Origin of the sequence: Dactylosporangium sp. NPDC051485 (assembly GCF_040682015.1) — a bacterium.
Classification (GTDB): domain Bacteria; phylum Actinomycetota; class Actinomycetes; order Mycobacteriales; family Micromonosporaceae; genus Dactylosporangium.
The window spans coordinates 66323-81470 of sequence record NZ_JBFAZW010000003.1; the positions used below are offsets into that span (position 1 = coordinate 66323).

The 15148-nt window shown below is 69.4% G+C and carries 10 protein-coding genes; 3 read left to right on the plus strand and 7 right to left on the minus strand.

The annotated features are described in order from the left end of the window. Nucleotides 1–254: 254 nt before the first annotated feature. The 7 genes from AB0M46_RS02295 to AB0M46_RS02325 form a co-directional block, all read right to left on the minus strand. Nucleotides 255–1283, minus strand: coding sequence for an Lrp/AsnC family transcriptional regulator (locus tag AB0M46_RS02295; RefSeq protein ID WP_363332402.1), 1029 nt, complete (start codon nt 1281–1283; stop codon nt 255–257). Beyond that, nucleotides 1273–2118, minus strand: coding sequence for an alpha/beta hydrolase (locus AB0M46_RS02300; RefSeq protein WP_363332403.1), 846 nt, complete (start codon nt 2116–2118; stop codon nt 1273–1275). Before AB0M46_RS02300 ends, AB0M46_RS02295 begins: the two co-directional genes overlap by 11 nt. A 66-nt stretch (nt 2119–2184) precedes the next feature. Further along, nucleotides 2185–3363, minus strand: a complete 1179-nt coding sequence (locus AB0M46_RS02305; RefSeq protein WP_363332404.1) for a Xaa-Pro peptidase family protein — start codon at nt 3361–3363, stop codon at nt 2185–2187. Between the two features lie 3 nt (nt 3364–3366). Beyond that, on the minus strand, nt 3367–4260 hold the full coding sequence (locus tag AB0M46_RS02310; RefSeq protein WP_363332405.1) for an ABC transporter permease: 894 nt from the start codon (nt 4258–4260) through the stop codon (nt 3367–3369). Further along, the gene (locus AB0M46_RS02315) at nt 4257–5222 is read right to left on the minus strand and encodes an ABC transporter permease (RefSeq protein ID WP_363332407.1); all 966 of its coding nucleotides are present in this window, start codon (nt 5220–5222) and stop codon (nt 4257–4259) included. Before AB0M46_RS02315 ends, AB0M46_RS02310 begins: the two co-directional genes overlap by 4 nt. Before the next feature lie 5 nt (nt 5223–5227). Continuing rightward, nucleotides 5228–6814: an ABC transporter substrate-binding protein gene (locus AB0M46_RS02320; RefSeq protein ID WP_363332409.1), complete on the minus strand. Its 1587-nt coding sequence runs from the start codon at nt 6812–6814 to the stop codon at nt 5228–5230. Continuing rightward, nucleotides 6815–8023 (minus strand): membrane dipeptidase, encoded by a 1209-nt coding sequence (locus AB0M46_RS02325; RefSeq protein WP_363332410.1) that lies wholly within the window; start codon nt 8021–8023, stop codon nt 6815–6817. It lies immediately after the preceding gene. A 332-nt stretch (nt 8024–8355) separates the two neighbouring features. On the opposite strand from AB0M46_RS02325, the gene AB0M46_RS02330 reads away from it, so the two are divergent. From AB0M46_RS02330 to AB0M46_RS02340, 3 genes are all read left to right on the plus strand, one after another. After that, nucleotides 8356–9276 (plus strand): ABC transporter ATP-binding protein, encoded by a 921-nt coding sequence (locus tag AB0M46_RS02330; protein WP_363332412.1) that lies wholly within the window; start codon nt 8356–8358, stop codon nt 9274–9276. Continuing rightward, complete coding sequence (locus tag AB0M46_RS02335; protein WP_363332413.1) at nt 9257–10273, plus strand: dipeptide ABC transporter ATP-binding protein; 1017 nt, start codon at nt 9257–9259, stop codon at nt 10271–10273. The genes AB0M46_RS02330 and AB0M46_RS02335 overlap by 20 nt, the downstream gene beginning before the upstream one ends. Nucleotides 10274–10696: 423 nt before the next feature. Continuing rightward, the gene (locus AB0M46_RS02340; protein WP_363332414.1) at nt 10697–15010 is read left to right on the plus strand and encodes a discoidin domain-containing protein; all 4314 of its coding nucleotides are present in this window, start codon (nt 10697–10699) and stop codon (nt 15008–15010) included. The last annotated feature ends 138 nt before the right edge of the window (nt 15011–15148 follow it).

Genomic DNA, 15148 nt, shown 5'->3' on the forward strand with positions numbered 1-15148 from the left:
CAGACGTGTCAACGAATTGTCAACGATGAACTTCTCAACGGGCGCGGCGTAAGCTCGCACGGGCAGCGGAGGCTCCGCGGGCCGGCGCGACGGAGTCGCGTGTGACAACGTATTGCGGGGACCGGCCGCCTACCTGAGCGACGGCACAGGCGAGCCGGATACCGGCCCGGGCCGCGCGCCGGTTACGGTGACCCGCTGCGGGACGGGCCGCGCGCCGGTCACGGCGACCCGTCGTGGGACGGGCCGCGCGCCGGTTACGCTGACCCGTCGTCCACCGAGCGGCGCGCCGGGGCGAGGGCCACGCTCTCCCGCCACCACGGCGTCTCGACGTAGGCCCGGCGCAGCACCAGCAGCACGACGCTCGCCGTCCAGCCCTGCACCCCTTCCAGGCGGCCGAGGGTCTTCGTGGTGAACTCGAACAGCTCCTGGGTGCTCGGCATGATCAGCTCGCACATCAGCGCGTTGTTGCTCAGCAGGGCGGCGACGTATCGCACCCCGCGGTAGCTGCTCAGCGTGCGGGCCGCCGCGTCGAGGAACTGCGGGGCGACGGCGATGTTGAGCACGACCTCGGACTCGAAGCCCAGCGCCGGCGCCGGGACGAGCGTGGTCACCACGATGCAGCCCCGGCCGCGCAGCGTCTCGAACCGCCGCCGCACGGTGCTCTCGTTGAGCCCGACCTCGCCGGCGACCGTCCGGAAGCTGGCCCGGCCGTCCTCCCGCATCAGCCCGATGATCTGGCGGTCGAGCGCGTCGAAGTGGCTCGGGTCGCACTGGTGCGCCTCCGTCACCTCCTCGATGGGCACGCCGGTGAGCAGCTGCCGGCTCCAGTCCCCGGTGATCTTGTAGACGTGCAGCGTCAGGTCGGTGTCGCAGCGCTGCACGCCGTCGATGGCCAGGATCCGCTCGACGATCCGGGCCCGCAGGGAGTCCTCCCGGGACAGGTTCAGCTCGGCGAGGATGTCGTACGGGCCGGTGACCAGGCTGAGGAAGCGCAGGTCCGACTGCTGGACCAGCTCGGCGAGCACCGCCATCTGAGCGCCGGGCGCGCACGTGATCCGCAGGACGAACAGTTCGTGCGGACCGCTGTGGTTGTTGCGTGGCATCACCGCCACCCGGACGACCCCGTCGCGCAGGAGCTGCTGCCCGCGCCGGGCGACGGTCGCGACCGAGCTGCCCGAGAGTTCCGCGATCTCGGTCCAGCTCGCCCGGCCGTCTCCCTGCAGGGCGGCGATGATCCGGCGGTCGAGGTCGTCGAGGTTGCTGGCGTAACCGTTAGCGGTCACCGGCGCCGGCCTCGTGCAGGAAGTCGCGCACCACCTGCCGCCACAGCTCCGCCTCCTCGACCTGGGGCGAGTGCCCGGACTTCTCGAACACGACGAGCCGCGCGTTCGGAATCAACGATGCAATGACCTTACTGCTTGCCACCGGCGTGATCCAGTCGTCGCGGCCGACGGTGACCAGTGTGGGGCAGGTGATCCGGTGCAGCTGGGACTTGATGTCGTACGCCGGGATGTTCACCGAAAAGGCGAAGTTGTGCGTCTGGTAGCGGTAGGGGGTGGCCGCCACCCGCTCGGCCACCTTCGCCGGGTCGTAGACGTGGTCGTACAGCGGCAGGATCTCGGCCCAGCAGTCACGCAGGTCGTCGTCGTCGCGGACCCGCCCGTTGTTGATGCGGTCCAGCTTCTCCAGGTCGATCTGGACCCGGGTGGAGGTCTCGGCGTTGTGCTGGGCGGCCTCGTCGTTGTCGTGGTCGGCCGAGGTGTCCCGCAGCACGAGCGCACGCACCCGGTCGGGATAGCGGATGGCGTACTCCATCGAGATGAAGCCGCCGTACGAACCACCGGCCATGACGAAGCTCTCCACCCCGGCCCACTCGCGCAGCGCGTCGACGTCGGCGACCCACTGCTCGTGCGTGAAGGGCGGCCGGCCCTCGCTGGCCCCGGAGCCGCGGGCGTCGAAGACGATCACCCGGTAGGTGTCGGCGAACGGGCTGAACGTGGCGCGGGGCTCGGCGCGCGAGCCGAGGCCGGGCGCGCCGTGGTGGGCGATCAGGACCGGCGCGTCGTCCGCGCCGAAAACCTCCACCTCGAGTTCGTTGCCGTTGATCGGAAGCCGCACAGGTAGTCCTTTCACATACGAGCGAAATGCACATACGAGCGAACGATGCACAAAACGAAGACGCACTCAGAGCGCGATGACGACGTCGTCGAGGGAGCGGGGGTAGGCGGTGAACGGGCGGGCGCCGTCCGAGGTGATGAGCATCGAGTCGGAGATGCGGTAGCCGGCGTGCCCGGGGATGTAGATGCCCGGTTCGTTCGACACGACCATGCCTTCGGCCAGCGGGGTGTCGTCGCCGTCGGAGAGCCACGGCGCCTCGTGCATGCCGAGCCCGATCCCGTGTCCCTGCCGGTGCCGCAGGTACTGGCCCAGGCCGGCCTCGCGGATCACGTCCAGGCAGGCCCGGTTCGCCTCGGCGCAGGCGACACCGGGGCGCAGTGCCTCTCCCCCGGTCTGCTGCGCCTGCCGGACCGCCTCGTAGTAGCGGATCTGGTCGGCACTGGGCTCGCCGAGGATGAACGTCCGCTCTCCCTCGACGAACCGGCCGCCGACCGCGCAGCCGAGGGAGAGCATGAACGTCTCGCCGGGGCGCAGCCGGTACCCGGACGGCAGGGCGTGCGGCCGGGCGCTGTTCGGGCCGGAGTAGACCAGCCCGCCGGCCAGGAACGAGACCACGACGACGTCGGCGTGTTCGGCGTACATCGTGCGCGTGCCGACGCCGGTGATGTGCCCGGCCAGTTCGGCCTCGGTGGGCAGTTCGCCGCCGGCCGCGACCGCCTCCTGCACGAGCGCGCGCCCGGCGGCGAGCATCAGGTCGGTGATCCGGGCCGCCTCGGCGTGCAGCGCGATCTCCTCCGGGCGCTTGTGGAACCGGGCCCGCATGACCAGGTCGGTGCGGACCAGGGTGGCCTTCGGGAAGGCGGCGCGGACCTGGTCGAGCCGGTCCACGGTGATGCTGCCCGCATACCCGATCCGGCCCGTCGTCGGTTCCGCCGCGGCGCCGAGGTACGACAACGGCGGTCGGAGGCCGGGAAACTCGGGGTACGCGACGATCTCCGCCGCGGCCCGCTGGGCCTGTGCGTACTCGCGTTCCAGCTCCGGTACGAGCAGCAGGGTGGCCCGTTCGACGGGGAGCAGGACCACGGCCGGCCGCTCGTTCGGGTGGTGGAAGAAGCCGGTGAGATACGCGACGTCATCGGGGTCGTCGGTGAGGATCGCGTCCAGCGCCTCATCGGCCAGTTGGGCGCGGATGTCGTCCTGCAGCCGCCGGTAGAAGCCGGCGGGCAGGCGTTGGGTGTCCAGCATGGACTAGTCCTCCCGGGTACGGGGATTGCGCGCGTCGTTGTACGCGATCGAGATCAGGGTCGCCGAGACCACCAGGGCGAGCATCGCCAGCGACGGGAAGAGCGTCGTCCACCAGGCACTGGACATCGCCCCGGACTGCTCGGCCTCGTAGAGGATGCGTCCCCAGGACCAGCTGGTCGGGTCGCCGAGGCCGAGGAAGGCCAGACCGGCGGCGGACAGCACGGCCCGCGACGCGGTCAGCACCACCGACACGACGATGACCGGCGCGACCGCGGGCAGCAGGTGTTTGCGGATGATCCAGGCGTGGGACCCGCCGGTGACCCGCGCGGCGTCCATGTAGGGCAGCCGGACCACCGACAGCGCCTGCGAACGCACGACCCGGGTCACTTCAGGCCACGAGAAGAACGCGATGACCAGTACCAGCGTGACCAGGCTGGGCCCGGCAAGCGCCGCCACCAGGATCATCAACGGCAGCACCGGCAGCGACAGGCAGAGGTCGACGACCGTGCCGATCACCGTGTCGGCCTTCGGGAAGTACGCCCCGAGCACGGCGACCAGCACGCCGATCAGGATCGCCAGGGCCGAGGACAGCGCGGCGATCACGATGCTCAGCCGGGCGCCCCAGACCACCTCGGCGAAGATGTCCCGGCCGAGGTTGTCGGTGCCGAACCAGTGCGCGCCCGAGGGTGGCTGCAACACCTGGTCGCCGTATCCGGAGGGCGAGGCGGCGATGAGCGGCGCGCAGACGCCGACGAGCACCAGCACGGCGAGGATGCCGAGCGAGGCGATGCCCAGCGGGTTGCGCCGGAACGCCGACCAGGTGGCCCGGGCCGCGGTGACCTGGTCCGTGATGACGGTCTCCAGGCCTGCCGCGGCAGGACCCGGTGTTGCGGTCATGCGGTCCTCACTCTCGGGTCGAGCAGGCCGTACGCCAGGTCGGTCAGCACGTTGGCGAGCACCACGGTCGCGGCCAGCAGGACGAAGGCGCCTTGCAGCACCGGGAAGTCGAGCTGGGTGACGGCCTCGTAGATGCCCCGGCCGATGCCCGGGTAGGCGAAGACGGTCTCGGTGAGCACCGCGCCGCCGACCAGGAAGCCCAGTTGCAGGCCGACCAGGGTGGTGGTGGGCAGCAGGGCGTTGCGCAGTGCGTGCTTCCACACCACCTTCCGGTTGGGCAGGCCCTTGGCCTGGGCCAGGACGCAGTAGTCCTCGCCGAGCGAGTCGATGAGGGTGGAGCGCAGGGTCAGCACGTACGAGCCGAGCTGCACCAGGACCAGGCTGAAGCAGGGCAGCACCAGGTGTTGCAGCACGTCGCCGTACCACGCGGTGCCGTAGACCCCCGGGCTGTAGGCGCCGCCGATGGGCAGCCAGTGCAGCTGCAGCCCGAGCACGAAGAGCAGGAAGATGCCGACGCTCGGGACGAACAGCGACTGGCCGACGACGCCGCCGACCTGCACCAGCCGGTCGAGGAAGCCCCGCGGGCGGGTCGCCGCCAGCACCCCGAGCGGGATGCCGACGGCGACCGTGACCAGCAGTGAGGAGACGGTCAGCAGCAGGGTCCAGGGCAGGCGCTGCAAGAGCACCGTGCTGACCGGAAGCTGCTGGCTGAATGACGTGCCGAGGTTGCCGTGCAGCAACTGCCACAGATACTTGCCGTACTGGGTCAGCAGCGGCTCGTCCAACCCGTACTGCTGCAGCAGGGTCTGGCGCGCCTCCGGCGTCATGTTCGGGCTGGCCACCGCGAGCGCGGGGTCGCCGGGCAGCAGCCGGAGCAGGAGGAACGTGACCGTGGCGGCGAACCAGAGGGTCAGCAGCCCGCGCCCGATCCTGCGGACGGCGAATCGGAGTACCTGTGGCATCGGCGTCAGCTCTTCGTCGCGTTGGCCAGCGACTGGGGGTCGACGAGCGAGAGCAGCTCACTGGGCTTGATGATGAAGTTGCTCCACTTGTCGCTGTGTGCGATGTAGAGGTTCTGCATGTACATGACGTTGTCGTAGACGTTGTCCCGGACCAGCTTCCCGGCCTCCTGGGCGAGCTGCTTCTGCTGGCCCTTGTCGGTGGTCGACTGGGCCTTGGTGATCAGCGCGTTCAGCGCCGGGTCGTCGACGTTCGAGTAGTTGATCGCCCCGCCCGGCAGGTACGTGAGCGCCATGTTGGTCGTCGGGTCGTCCATGATGGCGAAGTTGCCGGCGTAGATGTCGTAGTCACCGGCGTTCGTCTTGGCCAGATACGTGTTGCGGTCCATGCCCTGCAGGTTGATGGTGATGCCCGCCTTGGCCGCGTCGTCCTTGACCAGCGCGGCCCACTGCGAGGTCACCGCGTCCTGCAGCGAGTAGATCATCGTGAGCGACAGCGGCTTGTCCGGACCGAACCCCGCCTCGGCGAGCAGTTGCTTGGACAGGCCGGTGTCGAACGCGTACTCCTTGCTCGACGGGTCGGCGAAGTCCTTGAGCACCGGCGGGATCGGGCTCGAGCCGGTGGACACGGCCTGGCCCTGCAGCACGACGCTGCGGATCGCCTCGTAGTTCACGGCGTGCGCGAGCGCCTCGCGGACCTTGAGGTTCTCCAGCGGTTTGCGCTTCATGTTGTACGTCATGTGCGCGTAGCCGAGGCCCGGCACCTGTTCGACCTTGACGCCGGGGGCGCTCTGCAGGTTCTTCACCTGCGCCGGGGGCAGCGCGTTGGCGATCAGGTCGACGTCGCCGTTCTTGAGCGCCAGGATCTCGGTGTTCACGTCCGGGTAGACCCGGTACACGATCTTGGCGACGGTCGGGGTGCCCTTCGGGGCGAACGGATACGGGGTGACCCGCTCGAGCGTGTAGCTCTGCCCCTTCGCCACCGTGGTCAGCTTGAACTGACCGGCGCTGACCCAGTTGCTGTTGTTGGGGAACTTCGCGACACTGCCGGCCGGCTCGAAGACGTGCTTGGGCACCACGTTCATCCAGAAGCCGACCTCGGTGACCACCGTGGAGTCCGGCCGCTTGAGCTTCAGCTCGACCCGGGTGGGCGACGCCGCGGACGCGGAGTCGACGTTGACCAGCTGCCCGTACGTGGTGTTGCCGGTCGGCTTGTCCTTCAGGATCGAGTTGATGGTGTAGGCGACGTCGTCGGCGCTGACCGGCTTGCCGTCGCTCCACTTCATGTCGTCGCGCAGGTTCCAGTACGCCGTCGTGGCATCCGTGAAGCCGTAGTCCTTGGCCAGGTACGGCTGCTTGGCACCGTTGGCGTCGATGGTGAGCAGCCGGGGGTACATCAGACCGGTGATCCACGAGTCGGTCCGGCTGTTGCCGATCAGCGGATTGAAGTTGACCACGTCGGTGGTGGTCGCGATGGTCAGCACCGCATCGCTCGTGCTGCCACCCGGCCCGCTGGGCGCGCTCGGGCTGCAGGCTGCGACCGTGGCCGCCACGGCGACGGCGGCGAGCGCGGTGAACGGTAGACGGACACGCATCTAGACCCAGACCTCCTCGAGGACGCGGATGGTGTTGCCGCCGACCACCTTGCGGATCTCGTCGTCCGAGTAGCCGTGGCTGACCAGCCATCCGATGATGTTGTAGAAGCACTCGGCCGGGTTCTCCAGGCCGTCGACGTACTCCACCCGCGGGTGCTCGACATGGCCGTGCGCCTGCGAGATGGACAGGTTGCCCGAGAAGGCGTCGTGCAGCCCGACGTGGTCACCGAAGAGGGTGTCCGGCCCGAACGTCACGTGGTCGATGCCGACCTTGTCGACGAGGTGCGTGAAGTGGTCCATCACCGACTCCAGCGAGTGGTGCGGGTGCGCATCGGACAGGGTGGTGTGCGGCGCCGCCTCGATGCCGATGACCCCGCCGCGCTCCGCGCATGCCTTGATGAGGGCATCCGGCTTCATCCGGTTGGTCGGCCAGACCTCGCGGGAGCCGCAGTGCGTGATCAGGACCGGCTTCGTGGAGTAGTTGATGACGTCGAGCGCGGTGCGGTCGCCGGAGTGCGAGATGTCGATGGCGAGGCCGAGCTTGTTCATCCGCTCCACGGCCTTCTCACCGAAGTAGGTGAGCCCGCCGTCGCCGCGCTCCTTGAGGCCGCTGCCGAGGTAGTTCGCCTCGGAGTAGGCGATGCCGATCTGCCGTACGCCGAAGCCGTACAGGACGTCGAGCCGGTCGACCTCGTTCTCGATCGGCGTCGCCGCCTCGAGCGCGAAGACGTGGGCGAGCCGGCCGGTCTCGTGCGCGTGGTGGATGTCCTTGAGGGACTCCGCCTTGATCACGTAGTCCTGGTGGGCCAGGTCGGCCATCCGGACCCCGAGGTCGAAGAGCACGTCCTGGTACTTCCAGCCGGCGTCGCTGGAGATGCAGCAGGTGCCGTCCATCCCGTTGTCGAAGACCGCGGTCATGCCGGACCGGGCCAGGCCCCGGTAGCCGGTGGGTTCGCGGCCCTGCCGGATGTGCTCCCGCAGCCGGCCCATGTCCTTCGGGAAGACCTGCACGTGGTCGTGCAATGAGATCACGATCTCGTCGGTCAGCAGGCGCACGACCCGCTCCCGCTGGCTGTCGGAGAGCTCCAGCCCCTGGTACGCCGGCACGCGGCCGATCTGCTCGGCGTACTCGAAGACCTTGAAGTCCTTACCCGGCTCGAGATACTCGTACGCCGTGTAACCGGTGTATCGCTTTGCGCTTTCCAGCATCAAAGCCTCCCTTTCCGTGATGACGCGCGACGGCGCCGGACGCACGCCCGGGATGGAGGGCGCCGCCGTCCACAAGGCCGCGCGGGTCGTCGACACCCCTGCCGGAGCAACGTCCAGCGGGGGATGACCAATGCGAGGGTTGCAATAATCGGGCACCGAAGTCAAGATGCGAGCAAGGAACAGGCACTGACGATGCTCCGCGAGTGAAGTACGGGCACCCTGTTACCGGTTGATCAACCGAGAGGAAACACATGCGTCACGCCTCCGAATCGGCGTTACACGTACGCGGCCTGTCGGTCACTTTCGGTACCCGTCGCGGGTCGGTGCCGGCGGTGGTCGACGTGGACCTCGACGTCGCCCGCGGCGAGCTGGTGGCACTGCTCGGCGAGTCGGGCTCCGGCAAGTCAGCCGCCGCCCGTGCGGTGATGGGGCTGTCCGCACGCAACGCCACGGTCAGTGCCGACGCCATGCGCCTCGGCGACACCGACCTGCTCGGCCTCGCCGAACCGCAGCTGCGGCACCTGCGCGGGACCCGGATGAGCATGGTCTTCCAGGACGCGCTCTCCGCGCTCAACCCGGTGCTCACCATCGGCGACCAGATCGGGGAGCTGTTCCGCGAGCACCGCGGCATGTCCCGCCGGCAGGCCCGGGCAGCCGCCGTCGACCTGCTCGGCCAGGTCGGCATCCCGGCCCCGGCCCGCCGGGTCGGTGAGTATCCGCACCAGTTCTCCGGCGGCATGCGCCAGCGCATCCTCATCGCGATGGCCATCGCGCTGCGCCCCGAGCTGGTGATCGCCGACGAGCCGACGACCGCGCTCGATGTCACCGTCCAGGCCCAGATCCTGGAGCTGCTCGACTCACTGCGCCGGGATCTCAACATGGCGGTGCTGCTCATCACGCACGACCTCGGCGTGGTCTCCGAGGTCGCCGACCGGGTCATGGTGATGTACGCCGGACGGGTCGTGGAGGCCGGCAGCGCCGACGACCTGCTCGGCACCCCCGCGCACCCGTACACCGAGGCGCTGCTGCGCTCGGTCCCCCAGGCCGACCAGCGCGGCCAGGCGCTCTATGCCATCCCGGGCAGCCCGCCGAGCCCGACCCACCAGCCGGCGGGCTGCCCGTTCCACCCGCGCTGCGGCTTCGTCGTGGACCGCTGCCGTACCGAGCGGCCGCCGCTCACCGTCGTCGCCGACGGCCGCACCGCCGCCTGCCACCGCACCGAGGAGGTACGTCATGCCGCCGTCACCGGGTGATCTGGTGCTCGACGCCCAGGACCTGCACAAGTCGTTCGCCACCGGCCGGACCGGCTGGCATCGCACCCGGGTCAGCGCCGTCGACGGGGTGAGCCTTCGGCTGCGCGCCGGCGAGTCGCTCGGCATCGTCGGCGAGTCCGGCTGCGGCAAGTCGACCCTGGCCCGGATGCTGGTCGGACTGGAACGCCCGGACTCCGGCAGCATCACCATCCACGGCCGGGACGTCGCCCGGACGCGGGGCCGCGACCGCCGGTTGCTGCGCCGCCAGGTGCAGATGGTCTTCCAGGACCCCTACACGTCGCTCGATCCCCGGATGAGCGTGCTCGACCTGCTCGCCGAGCCGCTCATCGTGCACAAGCGGGTGGACGGCGCCGCCGCCCGCCGGGACCGGGTCGCCGAGCTGCTGAGCCTGGTCAACCTGGCGCCCGAGCTGATGCACCGGTACCCGCACCAGTTCTCCGGCGGCCAGCGCCAGCGCATCGGCATCGCCCGGGCGCTCGCGCTCGAACCCGAGGTGCTGGTCTGCGACGAGCCGGTCTCGGCGCTCGACGTGTCGGTCCAGGCCCAGGTGGTCAACCTGCTCCGCGACCTGCAGCACCGGATGGGCATCGCGCTGGTCTTCATCGCGCATGACCTCTCGGTGGTGCGGCACGTCGCCGACCGGACGGCGGTGATGTACCTGGGCCGGCTGGCCGAGATCGGCGACACCACCACGGTGTACGAGGAGCCCACCCACCCGTACACGCAGGCGCTGCTGTCGGCCTCCCCGGTGGTGGACCGCAGCCGGCGGCGCCTGGCCGACCGGATCATGCTGGCCGGCGACCCGCCGAGCCCGACGGATCCGCCCAGCGGCTGCCGGTTCCACACCCGGTGCCGGTTCCGCCAGGACCGCTGCAGCCAGGAACAGCCGGTCCTGCGCTCGCTCGACGGTCCGGCGGATCGCCTGGTCGCCTGCCACTTCGCCGAGCAGACCCGGGACTCCGCCGGAGCCCGCTGAAACGCCGGCGGATGGCTCGCAGACCGTCAGGTCGCACGCATCGGGGCGAGCCGGCCGACACCCGCCCACATGCCGCTACGCCGGGGGATCCGGCGGTGAAGTCCGCCGGATCCCCGACCCGCCATCACGGCCGCAATATCGCCACCGACCGATGTATTGACCGGCCGGTAGGACTGCTGTAATTTTCTGCTCACACTCTGCAAGAGGCTTGCAGGTCGCAGTCATAGCGTTGACTGCCCGGCCGCTCACAGGTTCCACGCCACCGCCAACCGTGGTGACCTGTCCAGCCCGGGCGCGTGTTCCCGCCCGGACTTACCGCCGTGCATGGCGGCCCAATGTACGCCCCGTCGCACCGATGCGGGCGCATCCGGTATCACCCCTCCTCAGCGCAGTCGCCGCGCCACTCCGAGAGAGCCGATGAGGATGAACAACACACGCAGACCCCGCCGACTGCGGGCGGTCACCCTGGCGCTGGCAGGCCTCGTCGCCGCCGCGCTACCCACGCTCAACAGCACCACCGCCCAGGCCGCGAACACGAACCTGGCACAGGGTAAGGCGGTAGCGGTCAGCAGCAGCAACGGCCAGTACGTGGCCGCCAACATCAACGACGGGAACCAGGCGAGCTACTGGGAGGGCACGAACAACGCCTTCCCGCAGTGGGCTCAGGTCGACCTGGGCTCCGCGACGTCGGTCAACCAGGTCGTCCTCAAGCTGCCCAGCGGCTGGGGCGCCCGCACCGAGACGCTGTCGGTCCAGGGCAGCACGGACAACACAACATTCTCCAGCATCGTCGCCTCGGCCGGGTACACCTTCGACCCCAGCGGCAACGGCAACACGGTGACGATCTCGTTCGGCGCGACGTCGACCCGCTATCTGCGCATCAACATCACGGCGAACACCGGCTGGCAGGCCGCGCAGCTCTCCGAGCTCGAGATCTACGGCACCGTCGTCTCGACCACGAACCTGGCGTCGGGCAAGACGATGAGCGCCAGCACCGTCACCCAGAGCTACGTGGCCGCCAACGCCAACGATGGCAACGCCTCGACCTACTGGGAGAGCACGAACAACGCCTTCCCGCAAAGGCTGCAGGTCGACCTCGGCGCCTCCGTCGCCGTCAACAAGGTCGTGTTGAAGCTGCCGCCGTCCGCGTCCTGGGGCGCGCGGACCCAGACACTGGCGGTGCAGGGCAGCACCGACGGGTCGACGTTCACCGACATCGTCGCCTCGGCCGGGTACCCGTTCGACCCGAACACGGGCAACGTGGTCACGATCAACTTCAGCGCCACGACGACGCGGTACGTGCGGCTGAACATCACCGCCAACACCGGCTGGCCGGCCGGGCAGATCTCCGAGTTCGAGGTCTACGGCCCGTCGAGCGGCGACACGCAGCCGCCGACCGCACCGTCGAACCTCGCCTACACCCAGAACTCCAGCGGCGCGGTCACCCTGACCTGGGGCGCGAGCACCGACAACGTCGGCGTCACCGGCTACGACGTGTACGCCAACAACGCCCTGCTCACCTCGGTGTCCGGCACGGTGCTGACCTACACGGACAACCCGCCGCTCACCTCGACGATCACGTACTTCGTCCGGGCGCACGACGCGGCGGGCAACCAATCGGCCAACAGCAACAGCGTCACCCGCACCGGCCAGTCCGGCGGCGACACGCAGCCGCCGACCGCACCGTCGAACCTCGCCTACACCCAGCCGGCCTCCGGCCAGATCAAGCTGACCTGGGGCGCGTCGACGGACAACGTCGGGGTCACGGGTTATGACGTCTTCCGCAACGGCACGCAGATCACCACGGTCTCGGGCAGCACGCTGACCTACACCGACGCGCAGCCGGACACCGCCACGGTCTCGTACTACGTCAAGGCGCACGACGCGGCCGGCAACGCCTCCGCGGCGAGCAACACCGTGACCCGCACGGGTTCCGGCGGCGGCGGCACCAACCTCGCGGTCGGCAAGCCGATCGACGGCACGCCGAACACGTACATCTTCGTGCCCGCCAATGCCAACGACAACGACGTGACCACGTACTTCGAGGGCTCGTCCTACCCGTCTCAGGTGACGGTGCACCTGGGCGCCAACGCCGACATCACCTCGGTCGTGGTCAAGCTGAACCCGGCCTCGGTGTGGTCGGCCCGCACCCAGACCATCGCGGTGCTCGGCCGGGAGCAGAGCGCGACGACGTTCACCACGATCTCCGCCGCGCAGACGTACTCGTTCGACCCGAACACCAACCAGAACACGGTCACCATCCCGGTCACCGCGCGGGTCGCCGACGTCGAGCTGTCGATCACGTCCAACAGCGGCGCCCCGGGCGGGCAGGTCGGCGAGTTCCAGGTGATGGGCACGCCCGCGCCGAACCCGGACCTGACCCCGACGTCCAGTTCGTGGACGCCGTCAGCGCCGGTGGAGTCGGACACGGTCACCGCCTCGGCCGTGATCCAGAACGCCGGCAACGCGGCCTCGGTGGCCACCGACGTGAACTTCTACGTCGGCAGCACCAAGGTCGGCTCCACGACGGTCGGCGCGCTCGCCCCCGGCGCGACGCAGACCGTGTCCGCCTCGATCGGCACGCTGAACGCCGGCACCTACCAGCTGACGACCAAGGTCGACGAGTCGAAGAAGAACTTCGAGCAGCAGGCCAACCAGAGCTACACCAACCCGGGGAACCTCGTCGTCACCCCGGTGCAGTCCGCCGACCTGGTCGGCACCGTCAACTGGACGCCGAGCACGCCGAGCGCCGGCAACACGGTGACCTTCAGCGTCACCGTGAAGAACCAGGGCAACGTGGCCACCACGTCCGGGTCGCACGGCATCACCCTGACCCTGCTGGATGCCAACAACAGCACCGTGGCCACCCTCACCGGCTCGGTGTCCGGCGTCATCGCCGCCGGGGCTTCGGCCGCGCCGGTGAACGTCGGGTCGTGGACCGCGGCCAACGGCAAGTACACCGCGCACCTCGTGCTCGCCAGCGACGCCAACGAACTGCCGGTCAAGCAGCCGCATCTCACCAGCGACACCCCGCTGTTCGTCGGGCAGGGCGCGAACATGCCCTACGGCATGTACAAGGCCACCGACGGCTCGCTCGGCGGGTCCGCCGCCGTGGTCGGGCCGAACCGCACGATCGGCGACATCGCCGGCGAGGCCACCGGCCGCAAGGCCGTGACCCTGAACAACACCGGCGACTCGGTCAGCTGGACCTCGCGGGAGCAGACGAACACGTTCGTGCTGCGCTACTCGATCCCGGACGCGTCGGGCGGCGGCGGCACCACGGCCACCCTGAACCTGTACGCGAACGGCCAGCTTGTCCAGCCGCTGAACCTCACCTCGCACTACGCATGGCTCTACGGCGCCGAAACCGGACCGGGTGACTCGCCCGGCGCCGGCTCGCCGCGGCACATCTACGACGAGTCCAGCTTCCTGCTGTCCCAGACGTACCCCGTCGGCACCGTCTTCAAGCTGCAGAAGGACGCGTCGAACCAGTCGCAGTACGCGATCGACTTCATGAACCTCGAAAAGGCCGCGCAGACCGCGAACCCCGACCCGGCCCACCTGGTCGTCCCGGCCGGCTTCACCCAGCAGGACGTGCAGAACGCCCTGGACAAGGTCCGCATGGACAGCACCAACACCTTCACCGGCGTGTACCTGCCGGCCGGGCAGTACAGCGTGTCCGGGCGCCTGCTGATCTACAGCAAGCCGGTCAAGGTGGTCGGTGCCGGCGTCTGGTACACCCAGTTCCTCGCGCCGCAGAACCAGAGCAACACCGACACCGGATGGGACCTGCAGTCCGGCGCCAGCGGCTCGACGTTCACCGGGTTCGCGTGGTTCGGCAACTACACCACCCGCCAGGACGGCCCCGGCCACACCTGGGACCTGCGCAACCAGTCGAACGTCACCATCGACAACGTCTGGATCGAGCACAACGTCGTCGGCGTCTGGGGCGCGTCCAACGTCCAGAACTCGACGTTCACCAACATGCGCATCCGCGACACCATGGCCGACGGGATCAACCTGACCAACGGCAGCCAAGGCAACCTCATCTCCAACGACGAGGCCCGCACCACCGGCGACGACAGCTTCGCGCTGTTCGCCGCGCAGGACCAGTGCGGCGGCTGCAAGCTCACGAACAACACCATCCAGAACGTCACCGCGATCGCTCCCTGGCGGGCGGCCGGCGTGGCGATCTACGGCGGCGGCGGCAACACGCTGCAGAACTTCACCGTCTCCGACACCCTGTGCTACCCGGGCCTGACGATCAGCTCCCTGAACTTCGGGTTCGCCTTCGAAGGGTTCGAGTCGACACCGCAGACGACGATCCAGAACTTCTCGCTGCAGCGCGACGGCGGCCACTTCTGGGGCAACCAGGCGTTCGGCGCGATCTGGGTCTTCTCCGCGACCCAGCCGTTCCAGGGCATCCGGGTCAACAACGCCACGATCACCGACCCGACGTACACCGGCATCATGTTCCAGACCGACTACGTCGGCGGCAGCGCGCTGAACCCGGTCAAGGACACGGTCTTCACCGACACCACGATCACCGGCACCCATGTCAACAACGACGGCTTCGGCAACGGCAAGTCCGGCTTCGGCATCTGGGCCAACCCGCTGCCGGAACCGGGCCAGGGCCCGGCGGTCGGCTCGGTCACGTTCAACCACCTGACCGAGAACAACAACGACGTCAACATCCAGAACACCACGTCCACGTTCACCATCACCGTCAACCCGTGACCGGCCGCCGCCGGTCCTGACCTGACCCACGCGATGCCCCGCCCGGGCTTCCCCGGGCGGGGCATCGTCGCGCCGGCACCAGCCGGCCGTGAGCGGTCCTCCGGCCGCGTGCTCTCCCCGCGGCCAAACGGCGGCCTG